At 55.2% G+C, this 18,605-nt stretch carries 19 protein-coding genes and 1 riboswitch; of the genes, 14 read left to right on the top strand and 5 right to left on the bottom strand.

Annotation, left to right across the window (positions count from 1 at the left end; all coding sequences use genetic code 11):
- Nucleotides 1–19 precede the first annotated feature (19 nt).
- From KJS55_RS02465 to KJS55_RS02450, 3 genes are all read left to right on the top strand, one after another.
- On the top strand, nucleotides 20–1,786 hold the full coding sequence (locus KJS55_RS02465) for an ABC transporter ATP-binding protein (RefSeq protein WP_055181065.1): 1,767 nt from the start codon (nucleotides 20–22) through the stop codon (nucleotides 1,784–1,786).
- On the top strand, nucleotides 1,776–3,485 hold the full coding sequence (locus tag KJS55_RS02460; RefSeq protein WP_055181066.1) for an ABC transporter ATP-binding protein: 1,710 nt from the start codon (nucleotides 1,776–1,778) through the stop codon (nucleotides 3,483–3,485). The genes KJS55_RS02465 and KJS55_RS02460 overlap by 11 nt, the downstream gene beginning before the upstream one ends.
- Before the next feature lie 96 nt (nucleotides 3,486–3,581).
- Nucleotides 3,582–3,791, top strand: a complete 210-nt coding sequence (locus KJS55_RS02450) for a helix-turn-helix domain-containing protein (RefSeq protein WP_228300441.1) — start codon at nucleotides 3,582–3,584, stop codon at nucleotides 3,789–3,791.
- A 117-nt stretch (nucleotides 3,792–3,908) separates the two neighbouring features.
- Here the strand turns inward: KJS55_RS02450 and KJS55_RS02445 are convergent, their stop codons facing one another.
- Nucleotides 3,909–4,085: a helix-turn-helix domain-containing protein gene (locus tag KJS55_RS02445; RefSeq protein WP_305147793.1), complete on the bottom strand. Its 177-nt coding sequence runs from the start codon at nucleotides 4,083–4,085 to the stop codon at nucleotides 3,909–3,911.
- Nucleotides 4,086–4,216: 131 nt separating this feature from the next.
- Nucleotides 4,217–4,537 (bottom strand): helix-turn-helix domain-containing protein, encoded by a 321-nt coding sequence (locus KJS55_RS02440; protein WP_050624335.1) that lies wholly within the window; start codon nucleotides 4,535–4,537, stop codon nucleotides 4,217–4,219.
- A gap of 141 nt (nucleotides 4,538–4,678) precedes the next feature.
- Here KJS55_RS02440 and KJS55_RS02435 point away from each other — a divergent pair, with 141 nt between their 5' ends.
- Both KJS55_RS02435 and KJS55_RS02430 read left to right on the top strand, forming a co-directional pair.
- Complete coding sequence (locus KJS55_RS02435; RefSeq protein ID WP_055181007.1) at nucleotides 4,679–5,563, top strand: hypothetical protein; 885 nt, start codon at nucleotides 4,679–4,681, stop codon at nucleotides 5,561–5,563.
- 32 nt (nucleotides 5,564–5,595) lie between these two features.
- Complete coding sequence (locus tag KJS55_RS02430; protein ID WP_055181005.1) at nucleotides 5,596–6,213, top strand: hypothetical protein; 618 nt, start codon at nucleotides 5,596–5,598, stop codon at nucleotides 6,211–6,213.
- A gap of 265 nt (nucleotides 6,214–6,478) precedes the next feature.
- Here KJS55_RS02430 and KJS55_RS02425 read toward each other — a convergent pair whose 3' ends face one another.
- Nucleotides 6,479–6,982, bottom strand: a complete 504-nt coding sequence (locus KJS55_RS02425; protein ID WP_055181003.1) for a hypothetical protein — start codon at nucleotides 6,980–6,982, stop codon at nucleotides 6,479–6,481.
- A gap of 166 nt (nucleotides 6,983–7,148) precedes the next feature.
- Between KJS55_RS02425 and KJS55_RS02420 the strand changes: the two genes are divergently transcribed.
- Nucleotides 7,149–7,490, top strand: coding sequence for a helix-turn-helix domain-containing protein (locus KJS55_RS02420; RefSeq protein WP_055181001.1), 342 nt, complete (start codon nucleotides 7,149–7,151; stop codon nucleotides 7,488–7,490).
- A gap of 134 nt (nucleotides 7,491–7,624) precedes the next feature.
- On the opposite strand, the gene KJS55_RS02415 is transcribed toward KJS55_RS02420, so the two are convergent.
- Both KJS55_RS02415 and KJS55_RS02410 read right to left on the bottom strand, forming a co-directional pair.
- Nucleotides 7,625–9,028: an MATE family efflux transporter gene (locus KJS55_RS02415; RefSeq protein ID WP_101693841.1), complete on the bottom strand. Its 1,404-nt coding sequence runs from the start codon at nucleotides 9,026–9,028 to the stop codon at nucleotides 7,625–7,627.
- Between the two features lie 160 nt (nucleotides 9,029–9,188).
- Complete coding sequence (locus KJS55_RS02410; RefSeq protein ID WP_228300440.1) at nucleotides 9,189–9,818, bottom strand: MATE family efflux transporter; 630 nt, start codon at nucleotides 9,816–9,818, stop codon at nucleotides 9,189–9,191.
- Nucleotides 9,819–9,914: 96 nt separating this feature from the next.
- On the opposite strand from KJS55_RS02410, the gene KJS55_RS02405 reads away from it, so the two are divergent.
- From KJS55_RS02405 to lpdA, 8 genes are all read left to right on the top strand, one after another.
- Nucleotides 9,915–11,078, top strand: a complete 1,164-nt coding sequence (locus KJS55_RS02405) for an NAD(P)/FAD-dependent oxidoreductase (RefSeq protein WP_213542618.1) — start codon at nucleotides 9,915–9,917, stop codon at nucleotides 11,076–11,078.
- Nucleotides 11,079–11,094: 16 nt separating this feature from the next.
- Nucleotides 11,095–11,862, top strand: coding sequence for an electron transfer flavoprotein subunit beta/FixA family protein (locus tag KJS55_RS02400; protein WP_187032695.1), 768 nt, complete (start codon nucleotides 11,095–11,097; stop codon nucleotides 11,860–11,862).
- On the top strand, nucleotides 11,859–12,803 hold the full coding sequence (locus tag KJS55_RS02395; protein ID WP_213542617.1) for an electron transfer flavoprotein subunit alpha/FixB family protein: 945 nt from the start codon (nucleotides 11,859–11,861) through the stop codon (nucleotides 12,801–12,803). Before KJS55_RS02400 ends, KJS55_RS02395 begins: the two co-directional genes overlap by 4 nt.
- A gap of 75 nt (nucleotides 12,804–12,878) precedes the next feature.
- A riboswitch (glycine riboswitch) is annotated at nucleotides 12,879–12,978 on the top strand.
- A gap of 72 nt (nucleotides 12,979–13,050) precedes the next feature.
- Nucleotides 13,051–13,425 (top strand): glycine cleavage system protein GcvH, encoded by a 375-nt coding sequence (gcvH, locus tag KJS55_RS02390; protein WP_187032699.1) that lies wholly within the window; start codon nucleotides 13,051–13,053, stop codon nucleotides 13,423–13,425.
- Nucleotides 13,426–13,466: 41 nt separating this feature from the next.
- Nucleotides 13,467–14,783 (top strand): aminomethyl-transferring glycine dehydrogenase subunit GcvPA, encoded by a 1,317-nt coding sequence (gene gcvPA, locus KJS55_RS02385; protein WP_213542616.1) that lies wholly within the window; start codon nucleotides 13,467–13,469, stop codon nucleotides 14,781–14,783.
- Nucleotide 14,784: 1 nt separating this feature from the next.
- Nucleotides 14,785–16,212, top strand: a complete 1,428-nt coding sequence (gene gcvPB, locus KJS55_RS02380) for an aminomethyl-transferring glycine dehydrogenase subunit GcvPB (RefSeq protein ID WP_213542615.1) — start codon at nucleotides 14,785–14,787, stop codon at nucleotides 16,210–16,212.
- Entirely contained in the window at nucleotides 16,209–17,195 is a 987-nt protein-coding gene (gene lplA, locus KJS55_RS02375; protein ID WP_187032705.1) for a lipoate--protein ligase, read from the top strand. The genes gcvPB and lplA overlap by 4 nt, the downstream gene beginning before the upstream one ends.
- Before the next feature lie 15 nt (nucleotides 17,196–17,210).
- On the top strand, nucleotides 17,211–18,596 hold the full coding sequence (gene lpdA, locus KJS55_RS02370; protein ID WP_213542614.1) for a dihydrolipoyl dehydrogenase: 1,386 nt from the start codon (nucleotides 17,211–17,213) through the stop codon (nucleotides 18,594–18,596).
- Nucleotides 18,597–18,605: the final 9 nt, after the last annotated feature.

Here is an 18,605-nt window from a genome sequence, read left to right as displayed (position 1 = left end):
GGTAAAGGAGGAGTGCAATATGAAACAGAAAGAGATAAGCCCGGTCAGGCTGTTGCTCCGGTGGGCAGGGCCGGAGAAGAAATGGCTGATCGGGTCGGTGCTGTGCGCCTTTGGGAGCGGGCTGCTGGCGATCACCGCCTACCTGGGGCTGTACCGGCTGATGGACGCGGTGCTGTCCGGCGCCTGCACCCCGGCGGTGATCGCGGACTGCGCCGTGTTCGTGATGGCGGGCACCGTGGGGCGGATGGTGCTGCTGGGGGCCTCCGGGGTGCTGTCCCACAAGGGGGCCTACGGCGCCCTGTTCCGGGTGCGGTGCATGGTCACGGAGCATCTGGCGAAGGTGCCCCTGGGCGCGTTGGACGAGCGGAGCACGGGAGCGGTCAAGACCGTGCTCAACGAGGACATTGAGAAGCTGGAGCTGTTTCTGGCCCATAACCTGCCGGAGTTCGTGGCCTATCTCACCGGCCCGGTGGTGATCTTCCTCTATCTGCTGTCGGTGAATGTCCCATTGGCGCTGGTCTCGCTGCTCCCCCTGCCGCTGGCGGGAATTGTGATGGGGGTGATCTTTGGCCGCATGAAGGGAATTCTGGAGGACGCCAACCGCTCCCTGGTGAGCTTCAACTCGGTAATGATCGAGTATGTCTCCGGGATGCGGCTCATCAAGGCGTACAACATGGGGAGCCGGTCGTTTCAGAAGTTTTCCCACGCCATTTCGGAGGAAAACCGGATCTGGAATCTGGTGACCCATAAAACCGCGCCGCCCTATGCGGCTTTCCTGCTGCTGGTGGAGTGCGGTATGCTCCTGATGATCCCAGCCGGGGGGCTTATGTTCCTCCGGGGCTCGGTGAGCGCCAGCGTGTTTCTGCTCTTTGCCTATGTGGGCGGCATGTATTTGACGGAGATCCTGCCGCTCCAGAAGATGTCCACTACCTTTGCCCAGGCTCTCAGCGGTGTGGGAAAGGTGCGGGAGATCCTGGAGCTTCCGGTCTTTGAAGGAGGCGGGCCATTCCCGGAGGACCACGGCATTGAACTGGACCATGTGACCTTCTCCTATGACGGGAAGACGGATGTGCTGCGGGATTGCTCTCTGTCGGTAAAGCAGGGGGAAAAGGTGGCCCTGGTGGGGGTGTCCGGCGCGGGCAAAAGCACTATCATCCAGCTGATCTCCCGGTTTTACGATACAACAAAGGGCGAGGTCCGCATCGGCGGCCGGAATGTCAGGGACATCCGCTACGAGGACCTGCTCGCTCACATCTCCATCGTGTTTCAAAAGACCTTCCTCACCCGGGACAGCGTGCTGGAGAACATCCGTATGGGCACGCAGGCCACGCTGGAACAGGTGCGGGAGGCCGCCCGTCTGGCACAGATCGACGACTTCATCCTGTCGCTGCCCCAGGGATACGACACCAAGGTTGGGGCTATGGGCTCACGCTTCTCCGGTGGGGAGCGCCAGCGCATCGCCATTGCCCGCGCTATTTTGAAGGACGCCCCCATCCTCATTCTGGACGAGGCGACCTCCGCCGCCGACCCGGAGAATCAGGTGGAGATTGACCGGGCCATTGAAAACCTCTGCCGTGGCAAGACCGTACTCATCGTGGCTCACCGGCTGGGCGCGGTAAAGATGTGCGACAAAGTGGCGGTGGTGGAGGACCACACCATCACCTGCTGCGGAACTCATGCGGAGGTGCTGGAACAGAATTCTTATTACCGCAAAGCCTGGGCCGACTACCGGGCGGCCAGGTCCATCACCTATTCCGTGAAAGGAGGGCAAGACGATGACAAATGAATCTCCGTTCCGCAAAAACAGGGCTTTTTATATTGGTGTAGTGCTGACCGTATTGGAGGGCATCCTCTCCGGGTGCAGTTATCTGTCTGTCTACATCGTCCTCACCGCTCTGGCTTCAGGAACGATTACCGCCGGAATGGTGGGAGCGGTCACCGCGGGGCTCGCTGTCATTTTCCTGCTGCGGCTGGTCATTTACAGCACCGGGTACACCCAGGTCCAGATCGGCGGGGCGGCGGTGTCCAAGCGCCTGCGGCTGCTTCTGGGGGATAAGCTCAAGAAGATCCCCCTGGCCCGCTTCACCCAGGGGCAGGTTGGGCAGTATGTGAACACCATGACCAGCGATGTGGGCAGCTATGAGAAAATTCTGACCCATTCCAGTGGGAACATTATCAAAAACGCCGCGCTCTCCGCGGTGCTGGTTGGCTTTGTATGCACCGTCTGGCTACCGGCGGGGCTGATCCTGCTGGCGGTTGTCGCGTTGCTGATTCCCGACCTGTGGCTGTCCTTCCGGGTGGTAAAGGTGTACGGCGTGGCGAAAAACAAGGTCAGCGCCGAGACGGTGAGTGGCATTGTGGAGTACATTGACGGCATTCAGATGTTCCGGGCGTACAACATGGGCGGCGTAAAAAACAGGACCGTCACCCAGGCCATGGAGGAGTTCAGCCGGGTGTGCTACCAGTACGAAGCCAAGGGCATCCCCATCGGATTCGGCTACAATATCATCAGCTGGGGCAGCGTGCCGCTTATCATGGTGCTGGCCGCCGGGCCATGGGCGGCGGGGACACTGAGCGGCGTGGACTATCTGATGCTCTCCATGCTGCCCATTTTGCTGACCAAGCTCACCGCCAGTATTGCCATTGATCTCTTTGAATGGAAGCACCTGATGGTCTCCAAAAGGAACATTGAGAATCTGATTCAGGAGCCGGAGGAGGCCGGGGAGGGCGCGCCCTTTGCCCCGGAGCGGCACGACATCACCTTCCGGGATGTGTCGTTCTCCTATATGCCGGGAGAGCCGGTCCTGAAGAGGGTGTCCTTCACCGTCCCGGACGGGAAACTCACCGCCATCGTGGGGGACTCCGGCTCGGGCAAATCCACGATTTTGAATCTGATCGCCAAATTCTATGAGCCGCAGAGCGGGACCATCGCCATCGGCGGTCAATCCATCCAGACTGTCTCCGCAGAGCGGGTGCTGGCACAGCTCTCTATGGTGGACCAGCAGGTGTTCCTCTTTGACGATACCGTGCGGGAGAACATCCGCCACGCCCGGCCCACGGCCACTGACCGGGAGGTGGAGGCAGCCTGCAGGGACGCCGGATGTGACGGCTTTGTGGAGAAACTGGAAAAGAGCTATGACACCGGGATTGGAGAAAACGGCAGCCTGCTCTCCGGAGGAGAGCGGCAGCGGCTTTCTATCGCCCGGGCCATTCTGAAAAACAGTCCCATCCTATTGCTGGACGAGGCCACCGCATCCCTGGACATCGAGAACGAGCTGGCGGTCAAACAGGCCATTGCCAATCTGCTCAAGGAGAAAAAGACCGTGGTGATGATCGCCCATACCCTTTCCATCGTCAAGAACGCGGATCAGATCCTGGTAGTGGCGGACGGAACAATCAAGGAGTCTGGCACCCACGAGGAGCTGCTGGCCGAGAACGGAAAATATGCGGCCATGTGGAACGCAGAACAGAAGATCACTGTATAGAACTGTATAGAGAAGAGGTCGCGCCTATGAAAAAACTCCATGCGTCGGGCGAGGATTATCTGGAGGCCGTGCTGGTACTCCAAAAAGGAAAAAGGCATGGTAAGGTCCGTGGATGTGGCCCAGCACCCTGGCTGGCTCTTCACGCAGGAACAGATCTACGAGGCTGTATGGCACGAGTTTCCGAAGGGCTGCGGCGCGAACGTAGTCAATATCATCAGTCAGTTCTGCCGGAAGATGGAACCGGGAAACCCCATCCGCACTGCCCCCTACAGCAGTTATAAGTTCGAACTGACTCCTGTAACCTGATAAGCCTTTTTCGCAAAAAACGCAGGTATCCTTGACGGGTAACTGCGTTTTTTATGCAGGCAGATACAAAATAAAAACGGCGCTTTGGTGTGAGCTGTAATGCCCTCAAAGTGCCGTTTATGCTTTATCTGGGATGTGACGAAGAACATCTTCTACCCTGCAAGAAAGAATGTTGCAAAGGTCATTCAGCGTTGCGGTTGAAATATTCCGGTTTTGCTTCAAAGAATCCAATGTTCCCTTGCTGAAGGAATAGTCCTTTATTAGAGAATAAGTTGTAATTCCCTTTCGACGCATGGTGTCCCAGAGCGGGTCGTAAGTAATAATAGAAACCACCCCTTTGTGATTTCTATTATATTTGACATGCTGCCTCTTGAATATTCCCGGTATATCGGGTATAATATCTTAATTACACGATTTTATACTTGTTAATTCTTCTCATTCAAGCGCCTGACCATCAACAAAACAGCTTCCAAATCCTGATCGTTCATCGACTTGATGCCATTTATGATCTCCTGAACCAAAATTGGATTTCGGTATTCCGCTTCCTCATCGAAAAACAAACGGGGCGTGATACCGAGCGTGTCAATCAAATAGAGCAATTCTTTCACAGATGGCTGGGAATACCCGGTGACAATGTTATGAATATAGTTCTTGCTATGCCCTAAATCATAACTTAATTGGTATTCTGAAACTCCCTTTTTTAACCGCAATTCTGTGATACGGTTTCTGATAAATTCCATCTCCATATGATTCCTCCACCACCATTTTCCCCATAATACACTTTCATGGTGTGATATTAGGGTGGGAGTGGTGTGTTTCTTTTATACAATATCACTTTTATAGCGTGATAATTTGATAAAATACCACACAGGAAAAGAGAGAGACATATGGATAGAGAGAAAGAATCGCCTCCGGAGAGACTGCCGTTCTGCTTGGACGACACAGTTGGTGAAATCGTAAGGGCAAGCCAGGAGTGCCCCGGCGTCTACTATATCGCAGCCAGGAAACAGGACGGCAAGTTTTTGGCAGATGAATACTATGTGGTGGAAAAATCCTCGCCAGCCATATCAAAAGAGGCCATGGTATATGGGAGGATGCCTGAAGAGGACTCCCGTGTGCTGCTCTATTCGTTTGCGGAAGAGCGGCGGGGATATAAAATCATTGAGTATGAGATCTATCGGTATCAGGTCAGGCACGGAATATATGCAGACGGACAGACCTCGCTTCGTGATATTGCTTTTTACAATATGGAGTATCATCCGGAATACTTTGGAACTTATCCAGCGCCCCTTGCCACGCCGCGGGGCCGTACCGCACGCTACAAGCCGCTGATGAACGGCGTCTTCTGGATCGAAACAGGCACAGGAGAGGAAGTCCTCGCTGTCTGCTATCCTATTTGGAACTGCGACTTCTCAGAAACCGTATTAAAGCAATCGGAGCAGACCGAAGAGGATGTGCGGGAAGGAATTGACAGCACCTTGGGGTATCTGTTCTTTTCCAAGTGGGCCAGCAGCCTCGCCTTGTTTGAACTATGGGGGCAGTACGAGGAGTTAAGGGCCGGCGGTCTAATCAACTACCCCGCATTGATGAACTATATCTGGACCTATTTCCCGGAGTACGCCGCCACATACAATATACAGAATCAGATGGGGATGCACGATACCTTCGGCCTGCTGATGAACGCACTGGGGGCGGAGATGGAATTGCAGAACGACCCGAGCAAGGTAATTGCAATGTCAAAAGCCGCCGGGCTTGATTTCCTGAATTTTTAATTGGGCCGACAATGGCCAGATCAGGTGAGACAATGAACTTGGAACAAAATGAAGAACTGGCGAAGCAAATCCTTCGCACCGGCATGTACGCAAATCTGTATGATAAAGAAACAACATACGGGTACCTGACCTATTTAACCTACCGGGTGGAGGACACGCTGTTCACCTGGAAAAAGGAAAGCGATGCGGACGGTTTTTGGGCCGACCTCACATGGGAGGAATATATTGCCTTTTTGCAGCGGGAAAAAACATTGCTTTTGGCGGCCCAAAGGGTGCTGCTCAGCACCGTGATGGCGTTCCCTGTCTCCGCATTTGACTTTACATTGGAAGAAGCGGAAGTGGACTTTCCCGTAACGCGTTATGACAGCGCCGGGATGCTCCATATGGCAAAGCTCTATTCCTTCGAGAACTGCATCTCAATCGTGGAGTTTCTGATGTTCCGGGCAGAGAGGGCGTATTATCCATTATGGAAGGAGCAGCGGGGACCCCACTACACATGGGAGCTTTATATCGTGGAGCTGCTTCACAGCCGAAGGGAATTTGTGGACCCCTTATCAAGAGCCTTCCGCAACGCACTGGTCCAATTGGACTTTCTCCCGGCGTGGCAGATAATCTATCCGACCATTCAAGGGGATACAGAGATAGGATGAGTCGGAGACCGAGATTATACTGTGGCTGAATCTTGAAAGGCGGTAAGGGATGCAAGGAGTGGGAAGACGGTACCCAAGCACAGGTAAAACGCACTCCTGACGATGATCAATATTATCATCCAGCTCCGCCAGAAGATAGAACCAAACAACCCCGTCCGCACTGTCCCTGACAGCGTCTATAGGTTTGAGAACCTCTCAATAATAAAATGAAAAATCCCTGCAGATTTGCCGAATCTGCGGGGATTTTCTATTTCTTATTTTGGGCTCAATCGGTATCCATAAAATACTCCGCTGCCCGATATTCCAATTCCATCAAACTGTGGATGCGATACCTCTCAATTTTGTGTCGGAGATCTGGCAGTCGCAAGAAAAAATTCGACCACAGTTCTTGCCTGTCATAGTCCTTCTGATAGCGGTCCAAGGAATAATTGAACATCAGCCGGTAGGACAAGGCAGCCGTGCGGAGTCTGTGTTTATATCCCTTGGGCGCTCTATCCCGAGAAAACAGATAAGCCACCATATCCATGATGCGCCGCTCTGTCATATAGGCGCTTCCCAATGTAATCGGGTGCCAGCGGTAGTAATCGTATTCTGATGGGTCATACCGCTTTGACAGGGAATCGTTTTGAAACGCCATAACGGATAGCTCAGGATACAGATGGCAGAGCTGATTAAGCGCACGGATATTTTTCCGCTTGTGCGCAATGTGATAGTAATAGATGAAATCCTCCAGGCTGATTTGCGGGTGGGTGACATTCAGCCGCCTCATGATTCCACTCCTTTGTATTCCGCCGCACATGGAAAATACTTCTTGCAAAGAAAGTATAATCACAAACATATATAAAAGTCAATGGTAATACTATATTTATCACACTGTATGAAGGCCGACATTTTCGATAAAATAAAACAAATACACGCGGGAAGGATTTGACGCCTTGGAATACAGAGTGGATGAACGGGCAAAGCGGATTGCCCGCAAGCTGCGCAAAATCAGAGAGCTGAAGGGGCTGACCCGCGAAAAATTCTGTGAGCCCTTGGGTGAGAACAGCGATTACTGGGGGCTGATCGAGCGAGGTGAGCAGCCAATCAGCCTGCCCAAACTGCTCCAGGTATGCGAGGTTTACCAGATCCCTATTGAGAGCGTCGTGGTACTGGACTATCAAATACAGGACAACGGCCGAGTACGGGAGGACATTGACGGACTTTTGGGACAGTGCAATGAGTATCAGCTTGAAGTGATCCGCAAATTTATTTCGGATATTGCCATGACGCTATAAAGTACCGAATCCACCCTGATCATCAGGCGGAGTTCGGTACTTTTTGTGTAGTAGCCATGGCTGCCTGTGAAAACGACCGTCCGCAGGCCGGCTTTAACAACTTATTTTGAACAGCAAGTACCAGTATGATACTGTCAGGGATTGCGGCTGCCTGGGTATTTCCCCCCAGCACAATCAACCTCACTATTTTGCAGTTGCCGATCTGTCTGCCGCATGACTTTACGGTATAACAAAACTGCAACCAGAGCCGCCAGCGCCTCCGCTACGGGAAACGCCGCCCACACACCATTCAGCCCCCAGGACAAAGAAAATACCATAGCCAGAGGTGGGATCACAAGGAGCTGACGAAGCAGAGAAATGCTCAAGGAATACAGTCCTTTCCCAAGAGCCTCAAAACAGCCGGCCATTACCGTCCCCAGGGTGGATACCAAAAATCCCAGGCTTGTAATACGCAGCATAGGCACCCCGACAGCTATCATGGCTTCATCCGCATCGAAAAGGCCCATAATCTGCCGTGGGACACCCCAAGCGATCAGGGTGCCCAATGCCATAATGATGGCGGTCAAAGCGAGACTCCATCGGATGACAAGATGAAGTCTCCTTCCTTGGCCCGCTCCGTAGTTATAACTCACAATGGGCCTCATGCCCTGAATCAGACCATTACCAGGCATATACACAAAGGTTTGCAGCTTGAAGTACAATCCAAATGCTGCCACGGCCAATGTGTGGAGACCCACCAGCAGTGCGTTCAGGATACTCACCAGCAGACTGGGCATCGCGGTCATCAACCCGGAGGGGACTCCCACTGCGTAAATTCTTTTGGCGATTCCGGCATCGATCTTCATATCTTTTCGGGTAATACGAATTCCCGTTCTGGTCCGAAGAAAGCAGAACACCGCCAAACCACAGGCTGTCATCTGTCCAGTTACCGTAGCAACAGCAGCGCCGGTAACTCCCATAGCGGGCAGTCCGAACATGCCGAAGATCAGAATCGGGTCGAGGATGATGTTTACAATCGCCCCTACGCCTTGCAAAATCATCGGTACGACCATGTTCCCAACCGCTTGGAACAGTTTTTCGATAAATATATGATACAGGCTGCCAAAGGACAGACAGATCACAATGCGGGTGTAGTTGACACTCATCTGCAGGATCTCTGGATCATTGGTAAACATATGTAAAAATGGCTCACTGCCGAAAAGCCCAACCAATATGAAAATAACAGCATGGATAGTGGTAAAGATGACCCCCATGGAAGCGGCTTGATCCACCCTGTGCTGGTTCCCTTCCCCCAGGTTGCGAGCGATATAGGCGTTGATTCCTACGCCAAAGCCAACAGCGACTGCCAACACAAGATTTTGCAGGGGATAAGCCAAAGAAACCGCGGTAAGTGCATCATTGCTGAGCCAGGCCACAAATATGCTGTCTACTACATTGTATAGAGATTGGATGAGCATGGACAGAATAGACGGCACCGACATGCTCACCAGCAGTGGCAAAATCGGTTTTGTCCCCATTAGATTTTTGGCGTTAGTCAATGCAAAACAGCCTCCTCATATTAAAATTAAAAGGCTATATATTTTCCTGTTTGTAATCAGAAACAGGAAAATATATAGCCCTTGGAATTGTTATCATACAACCACGATGTCAAGCGTTTTTTATGATAGCATCCACCTATCAGAATTGTCAAGTGATACTTTACTCATGAGAGGGAAGCTGATGTTCCAGCGTTCTGTTTTTATGGATTAGAAGTAAACTGAGCAGCATGGCAATGATTTGGGACAAAGGGACAGAAACCCAGGTTCCATTCACACTCCCCATGGCATTTGGGAGGATCAGGAGCAGGATGCAGAGCGTCAACGGCTCCCCATAGATCAGAATATAGGCCCAGAGATTTTTCCCAGTCGCATAGAAATAGGCGGTGGTCACTCTGGACACGCTGACAAAGACAAAGCCGATAATGAAGATCGGCAGGATCTGTGCCACAAGCATCGTCACCTGCTCGGAGGCGCCGAACAGATGGGCCGCGCTGCCCCGCAGCAGGAAAAGGACGACCGAGCAGACAACCGCTACTCCAAAGGCGAAGCGATACGCCAGATCGCGCACCGCTTTTGTGGTATCATGCTTGCCCTCCCCATAGGCCAGGCTGATGAGCGGCTGACTCCCGTCGCTGACGCCCTGCATCAGCAGCATGACCACAGCAGAAATATAGCTGATCGGCGCATAGCAGGTCACAGCGATATTCCCGCCGAAAATCACGGCGCTCTTATTGAGCAGGATCAGGGTGATATTGGGCGAATAGGTCAGGCCAAAGGGAGAAAGGCCCACTCCCAGAATGCGGGATGCAAGATATCCCCCCTCTCCGTCAAACTGAAATGAAGGCGCGTGCTTTTTGAGGACAAAGAATACAAGGAGATGAGAGACATGGAAAAGAAACGGATTGGTATTATTGGCGGCGGCATTTCCGGCGCGGCACTGGGGTACTATCTGAGCCTCTACGAGGAGGCGGACATTACCATTTTTGAGAAAAACCGCATTGGCTGCGGAACCACCGCAAAGTCTGCGGGCACGGTGTGCCTCTTTGACGACTCCCTGAGCAACCGCTACTGGGATGTCCGCCTGTATGGGTTTGAGACCTATTGCCGCTTCGAAAGGGAGGAGAAGGGCTCTGCTGGCTTTGATCAGACGGGCACATTGGTGGTGGCCCTCTCGGAGCAGGAGGAGCTGCGGATCAAGGCGGGCATTGCCTTGGCTAAAGCCGCCGGATACTCAGGGGAGTATATCACAGATAAGTCCCGCATTGAGGAGATTTTGCCAGGCATCAACACAGAGAATGTTCTCGGCGCCGGCTACACCAGGGATGACGGCTATTTTGACGGGACCATGATCTCCAATACATTTGTGAAGAAGATGCAGACCAACGGCGGCATTGTGAAGACCGACATGGAGGTCACGGAAATCATCCGGAAGGGAGATGCTGCGGTTGGACTGAAAACGGCGGACGGAACCCGCTACGATTTTGACACCATTGTGGACTGTACTGGACCCTGGAGCCGGTTTACCGGTGAACTGGTGGGCTTGGATGTCCCTATCTGGCACACCAAGGCCGAGGCATTTTTCCTCTGCCCGCCTGTGAAACGGCCGGGATATGTGTTCCCTGTGCTGAAATACCCTGCGTTCTACGCCTTGCGGGCCGGCGAGAATGTGTTTATCTGCAAATCCCACCTCTCCATGAATCTGGACGACCCCATGCATGCAGGACAGTGGGACCCCGACAAGTTGCCCCAGACGGGCGGCACAGACGATTACTTCATTGAATTCCTCTTTGACCAGATGGACACCTATGTGCCTGGGCTTGCGGACAGCGGCTTGGTATCCTCCTGGCTTTCCTACCGCGCGGAACCCCGGGATTTTCTGCCGATCATTGGGGAGACGCCTGTCAAAAACTATCTACTGGCTACAGGCTACGGAGGAAACGGCGTGATTGAGGCTCCCGCTGTCAGCCGGGACCTGGCAAAGCTGATCATGCGGGGCGAGAGCACCCCGTTGCTGGAGGAGTGGGCGTTCAAGCGTCTGCTGAAACAATAAGATGAAGATTGCAGTATTGATCAAACAAGTTCCTGCCTCCAACGACGTGGCCATTGATCCGGTGACTCACTGCCTGATTCGGGAAAACACAGAGATGGCTGTGAATCCGTCGGACCTCCATGCATTGACCGCGGCCATTGAGCTGAGCCGTCAGTGCGGAGGAACGGTGAGCGTCTTTTCCATGGGGCCACAAGAGGCGGGAAAGGCGCTGCATACGGCGCTGGCCATGGGGGCGGATGAGGCATATCTGGTATCGGACCGCTGTTTTGGCGGCGGCGATACTCTGGGCACAGCCAAGGTGCTGGTGGCGGCCTTGAACCATACCGGGAAATACGACCTGGTGATGGCAGGCGATCTTTCCTCCGACGGCGCCACCGGGCAGGTGGGCCATATGGCGGCGGAGCTGCTGGGAATCCCCTGCGCGGCGGATTCCCGCAGAATCGAGATGGATGGAAACACATTGACCGTGGTGCGCCCGTGGAAGAATCAAAAAGTCCGGGTGCGGATCGGCCTGCCCTGTATGGTGACGGTGGGGCTTGGCAGCAACCAGGTCATCCTGCCGACCATCCGTTCTCAGATGAAGGCCAACCGGCGGGAAATTCCCGTATTGACCAATGCAGAGCTGAGACTAAACCCGGAAGAAATCGGAAAGCGGGGTGCAAAGTCTCTGGTAACGGATACCTATGCCAGGGAGTGCAGCCAGCATCATGCCAAGATGCTGACCGGTTCCGCTGCGGAAATTGCAGCACAGATCAAAACCCTGGTGGAGGAGGTGAGCAAATGAGTGGGATCTGCATCTATGCGGAGCAGTATGAAAACCGGATTGAGGAGAGCGCTTTTGAACTGATCACAGCTGCCCGCGCGCTCTCGGCTCAAAGCGGAGAGCATATCATGGCGCTGGTTTTAGGCCAGGACCCGGATGCGCTGTCACGGCAGCTTTCCTTCCAGGACGTACAGGTGGCAGCCGTGAAGACGGAAATCTCCGCGCTGCAGGATGACGCATTGAGCATTTGTGTGGCGGAGGCTCTGAGGCAGCTTGCCCCCTCCAGTGTATTGATTCCGGCAAATCGCACTTGCCGCGCACTCTTCTCCCGGGTGGCGGCCCGAATGGATGTGGGGCTGACGGCGGACTGCTCTGAGCTGTTTTTAAACGAGAGCGGTGAATTTTTGCAGAGGAAGAGTGCCTTCGGAGAGAACGCCATGTGCGTGACTGCGGAGGTTGGCACGCCAAAGCTGGTGAGCGTGCAGGTGGGTGTTCATGCGCCCAGCGTACCAGATGGAGGGGACGGCGCCTATGTAAGCCTGAAGGTTCCGCAGCCGACCTCTGAGATAGAAATCCTGGAAATGGTGGAAGACGGCGAGGAATCCATTACCGGTGCGGAGCGGATTCTCTCTCTGGGCCGCGGCGTGGGGGAAAACTACGCCGCAGCAAATGAACTTGCCCAGAAGCTGGGGGCCATGATCGGAGGAACGCGGCCGCTGGTGGATGACGGAGTGCTCCCCTTTGAACGGCAGATTGGGCAGACCGGCTGTACAGTGCATCCAAAGGTCTGCCTGTATCTCGGCGTCTCCGGCGCGATTCAGCACACGGAGGGCGTCCGGGGTGCAAAGCTCACCATCGCCGTCAACAAGGACCCGGAGGCGGGGATCTTTGGCTACGTGGATTACGGCGTGGCAGCGGATATGAAAGAGGTCATCAAAGAGCTGATCAAAGCATACGCTTAACCGATGGAAAAGGCTGAAAAGTGCATACGGACTCGGATGATGGGGTTAGAAGGCGGGAGAACGCTGACTGGTTCCGGACGAAACTCTAGAGAGCATGAGACCTGGTTCATGCACCGTCGGGGCAACCGCCGCCAAGCGGCGGGAATCTCTCAGGTAAAAGGACAGAGACACAAAGGCCGTGAGGCCTTTGTGTCTCGTTGCTTTTTATAAAAACAAGAAAACGTTATTTTTAAAGGAGGAACATCACATGACATTTCCGGAAGAGCTGAAGTATTCCAGGAACGACGAATGGGTGAAGATGTTGGACGCGACCACGGCCCTGGTGGGAATCACGGACTATGCCCAAAATGAGATGGGGGGATTGGTCTTTATCAATCTCCCGGTGGCCGGGGACACGGTAACGAAGGGGGAGGCACTGTGCGATATTGAGTCAGTCAAAGCTGTCTCCGATGTCATCAGCCCGGTCACTGGAGAGATTGCCGAGGTGAACGAGAGGCTGGAGGACACTCCTGAAAAGCTCAACGAGGACCCCTATGGCGCATGGATCGCAAAGGTTGAAAACATCAGCGACCAGGAGGCGCTGATGAACGCGGCGGAATACCGGACTTACCGCGGGGTGTGAGGACAGCCCGGGGGATTCCGGGAGAAAGGAGAGTGATGACAATGGGTTCTTATCTTCCCCATACCGAGGAGGAGCGCGGAGAGATGCTGGAGGCCATTGGCGTTCATACCATAGAGGAACTCTATCGGTCAGTTCCGCAGGAGATGCTGCTCAGCGCTGGCCTGGACCTGCCGGAAGGCATGAGCGAACTGGAGGTGCGGACCAAGGTCAGTTCCTATGCGCAGAAAAACCGGGTATTCCAAACCGTCCTCCGGGGAGCGGGCGCCTACCGCCATATGATTCCCTCCGTTGTCAAGGCGGTGATGTCTCGGGAGGAACTTGTGACCTGCTATACCCCCTACCAGGCGGAGATCAGCCAAGGGGTGCTGCAGGGAATTTTTGAGTTTCAGACCATGATCTGCGAGCTCACCGGCATGGATGTGTCCAACGCTTCCCACTATGACGCAGCGACGGCTGCGGCGGAAACGATCCCTATGTGCAGGGACCGCAGGCGGAACAAGGCCTATGTCAGTGCCGCCGTGAACCCCCAGGTGATTGAGACCATGCGGACTTACTGCTTTGCCTCCGGAACGGAATTGCACGTGATTCCGGCCAGAGATGGCAGGACGGATATAGGGGCGCTGAGAGGGGTGCTGGGTGCTGACGCGGCGTGCTTCTATCTGCAGCAGCCCAACTATTATGGAATGCTGGAAGATGCCAGCGCCATCGGCGCCCTGGTTCATGAAAAGGGCGCAAAGTTTGTCATGGGTGTGAACCCCATTGCCTGTGCGCTGATCAAAACACCTCGTGAGTGCGGAGCGGACATCGCCGTGGGCGATGGGCAGCCGCTGGGACTGGACTTGGCCTTTGGAGGACCTTATCTTGGCTTTATGGCGGCATCCTCTGCCATGACGAGAAAACTGCCAGGGCGGATCGTGGGTCAGACCCATGACGGGGACGGAAACGTAGGCTATGTCCTGACCCTCTCTGCCAGGGAACAGCATATCCGCCGTGAAAAGGCGTCTTCCAATATCTGTTCCAACCAAGCACTGTGTGCGTTCGCCGCTGGTGTTTACATGGCGGCCATGGGGGAAAGAGGAATGAAACAGTGTGCCCGCCTCTGTGCTTCAAAGGCGCACTATTTTGCTCAAGAGCTGCAAAAGATCGGCCTGGATCTTCTGTACCAGGGAGAATTTTTCCATGAGTTTGTCACCAAGCTGCCAGATCCCGAGAGCGGCGAGAGAATCTTGGATGCCCTGGCCCGGGAGGGAATCCTGGGCGGCCAGATGGTGGAGGGCGGCCTTCTCTGGTGCGTGACGGAGGTGGTCGGCAGGGAGGAGCTGGACCGCGCCGCGGCGATTGTAAAGGAGGCGCTTTGATATGAAGTTGATTTTTGAGCGGGGCGCTGAGGGGCGCGGTCTCAGCCTGTTGCCTGCCTGCGATGTGCCGGAGGCATGTCTGCCAGAGGCGCGTGAAATACCGCTGCACCTGCCCCAGGTTTCTGAGAATGAGCTGCTCCGGCATTACACCGCGCTTTGCAAGCAGGTCTATGGTGTCAACGACGGATTTTATCCCCTAGGCTCCTGCACGATGAAGTATAACCCCAAAATCGACGAGGAGATGGCCGCCCTGCCGGGCTTCACGCAGCTTCATCCCTTGCAGCCAGTGGAGACGGTTCAGGGCGCATTGGAGGCGCTGCACCTGCTGGGCAGGGAGCTAAGAGAGATTCTTGGCATGGACGAGGTGACGTTCCAGCCTGCCGCTGGCGCCCACGGTGAGCTTACCGGTGTGATGCTGGTCAAGGCCTATCACCTGGACCGGGGAGATACGGCGCGGCGAAAAATTCTTGTGCCGGACTCCGCCCATGGAACCAATCCGGCCACGGCGGCGATGTGCGGCTTTGAGGTGGTGAATCTTCCCTCTGGAGAGGATGGCTGTGTGGATCTGGACGCCCTGCGGATGGCAGTGGGGCCGGATACAGCCGGACTGATGCTGACAAACCCCAATACCGTGGGAATATTTGATAGAAACATTCTGGAGATCACCAAAATCGTCCACGATGCCGGCGGCCTGTGCTACTATGACGGGGCGAATTTAAACGCCATTATGGGGATTGTACGCCCCGGTGACATGGGCTTTGACTGCGTTCACTCCAACCTGCACAAGACCTTTGCAACGCCTCACGGTGGCGGCGGCCCTGGCGCCGGAGCAGTGGGCTGCAAAAGCTTTCTGCGCCCGTATATGCCTGGGCCGCTGGCTGTGGAGCGGGACGGCCAGTTTGACTTTGACATCCCGGAGAAATCCGTCGGGCGGGTCAAGAGCTTCTATGGAAACTTCACGGTGGCCATCAAGGCGCTGACCTACATCCTGACGCTTGGCAGACAGGGAATCTCAGAGGCCGCAAAGCATGCAGTTCTTAATGCCAACTACATGAAGGCAAGACTCAGCGGGACTTATGACATGGCCTATCCTGGGCTCTGTATGCACGAATTTGTGATGAGTCTTGCCGCATTCCATCAGGAGACCGGATGCACAGCGCTGGATCTGGCCAAGGGAATGCTGGACTGCGGCATGCATCCGCCCACCATGTACTTCCCGCTGATCGTGCATGAGGCGCTGATGGTGGAGCCCTGTGAGACGGAGAGCAAAGATGCGATAGACGAGGCGTGTGAAATCTATCTCCAGCTCCACCGTCTGGGCTATGAGGACCCGCAGGCGCTGCATAGCGCACCCTCCCGCACGCCGGTGGGACGGTTGGACGAGGTTGCCGCGGCCCGCAACATGGTTTTGCGCCATGCGTTCTTATGATTCAGAGGATTACGTGCTATCTTGGGACGGGGACAGAACCCTATGAAAACCTCGCTGTAGAGCGCTTTTTAATGGAAGCTGTGGAGGAGGGAGAATTGATCCTCTACCTCTGGCAAAACCGCCGTACAGTGGTAATCGGACGAAATCAGAATCCCTGGCGGGAGTGCCGCCTGACAGAACTGCAAAGAGATGGCGGAAGCCTTGCCCGTAGGCTCTCTGGCGGGGGAGCGGTCTATCACGACTTGGGAAATTTAAATTTTACTTTCTGCGTGCAGGGGATGGACTACGACCTGCGCCGGCAGCAGAGTGTGATTTTAGAGGCATGTCATTTGCTTGGCATCGGGGCGGAGCTGTCCGGGAGGAACGACCTTCTGGCGGAGGGGCGAAAGTTTTCCGGGAATTCCTTTTACAACCACAACGGGTATGCCTTCCACAATGGGACGCTGCTGGTGGATGCTGATTTGGAATGCCTTGGCAAATACCTCAGCCCCTCCCGGATGAAGCTGGAAGGGAAGGGGGTGGACTCCGTCCGTTCCCGGGTGGTGAATTTGGCAGAGCTTCATCCAGGACTGACGGTGGAGCACATGTGCAGGGCAATGACCAAGGCGCTGGAGAGCATCTATCAGCTCCCGTCTGAGACCTTTTCAGCGGAGCGGTGGAATCAAAAGACCCTGGAGCAGCTTAGGACGGACTTTGCGCGCTGGGAGTGGATTTATGGGAAGAGACTCGCTTTTACAGCCTCCTTTACCAAGCGTTTTTCTTGGGGCGAGGTGACGCTGGAGTGCCTGGTGCGGGATGGAGTCCTCTTGGAGAGCAGGGCTTACACAGACGCCATGGACGCCGCGCTGGGAACCATATTGTCCGATGCGCTGCGGGGCTGCCGGTTTGTCCCGGAGGAGCTTTGTGGCTGCATTCGCAGACTGCCGCTGGAACACACGGTGGTGGAGGAGCTGTGCGCGTGGGTGACGGAAGAAGAGATTTAGATGAGGGAGATTGCCATGTTTCACTATGATCTGATTGTGATAGGAGCTGGCCCCGGCGGCTATACGGCGGCGTTGCGGGCAGCAAAGCGCGGCTGGAAGACAGCGGTGATCGAGCGGCGGGAGGTGGGAGGAACCTGTCTCAACCGGGGCTGTATTCCGACCAAAACGCTGCTGCACGCCTCTGAAATTGCCGCAGGAATCCGCGGAGGCAGATTTGGTATAGAGGCGCAGCAGGTACGGCTGGATATGGCAGCCATGCTCACCCGCAAGCGCCAGGTGAGCGCACAGCTCTCCGGCGGAATTGAGACCATGCTGCGTGCGGAGAAGGTGGAACTTCTTCAGGGAAACGCCACGGTTTTGGGCCCGTCCCAGGTGCGGCTTACTGGAGAGAACGAGCAGGTGCTAACTGCCCGACACATCCTGTTGGCAACAGGGGCGGTGCCCGCTCGCCCGCCTATTCCAGGGCTGGACCTGCCGGAGGTCATGACCTCCGATGACCTGCTGGAGAACGGGCGGCTTTACCAGTCTCTGATCGTGATCGGCGGAGGTGTGATCGGGGTGGAGTTTGCCACGTTTTACGCGGACCTCGGCTGTCAGGTGACAGTGATTGAGGGGATGGACCGCTTGCTGCCGGCGCTGGATCGGGAGCTGGGACAAAACCTCGGCATGATTTTTAAAAAGCGGGGAATTGCTGTGCACACCGGAGCGGATGTCACCCGCCTGGAGAAAACGGAGGGAGGCGTGCGGGTCTGCTTCCACGGAAAGGGCGGGGAGGAGTCCGCCGCCGGGGAGGCTGTCCTCTGCGCCATTGGCAGGCGGCCCAACACGGAGGGGCTCTTTGCCCCGGACGTTGCCGTTGCAATGAACGGTAGGTTTATTGCCGTGAATGAAAACTATGAGACGTCCCTCCCGGGAATCTATGCCATTGGGGATGTATCTGGAAACATCCAATTGGCACACATGGCCGCTGCCCAGGGAATAGACGCTGTGGAGCGCATGATGGGAGGAGCTGGACGGATTGATCTCACTGCCGTTCCCAGTTGCATTTACTGCGCGCCGGAGATTGCCTGCGTCGGCATGACGGCGGAGGAGGCCAAGGCGGAGGGACGTGCCGTGGCGGTCGGCAAATATGTGATGTATGCGAACGGAAGAACCGTGATCCAGGACGGAGGACGGGCGTTTTTAAAAATTGTCGCGAACGCCGAAAGCCATGCCATCCTTGGCGCACAATTTATGTGCGAGCATGCGACAGACATGATCTCCGAGATGACGGCTGCCATTGTCAACGGCCTGACTGTAGAGCAGATGCTGCGCGTCATGCGTCCGCACCCTACCTTTGAAGAGGGCGTACAGGACGCATTGGAGGCGGTGCTGGGGAAACTCTCTGGCGCCGAACACTGAAATGAAGGA

The sequence above is a fragment of the Pusillibacter faecalis genome (assembly GCF_018408705.1).
GTDB lineage: Bacteria > Bacillota > Clostridia > Oscillospirales > Oscillospiraceae > Oscillibacter > Oscillibacter faecalis.
The sequence above is the reverse complement of the archived record's forward strand: the minus strand, read 5'-3'. Positions and strand labels throughout refer to the sequence as shown.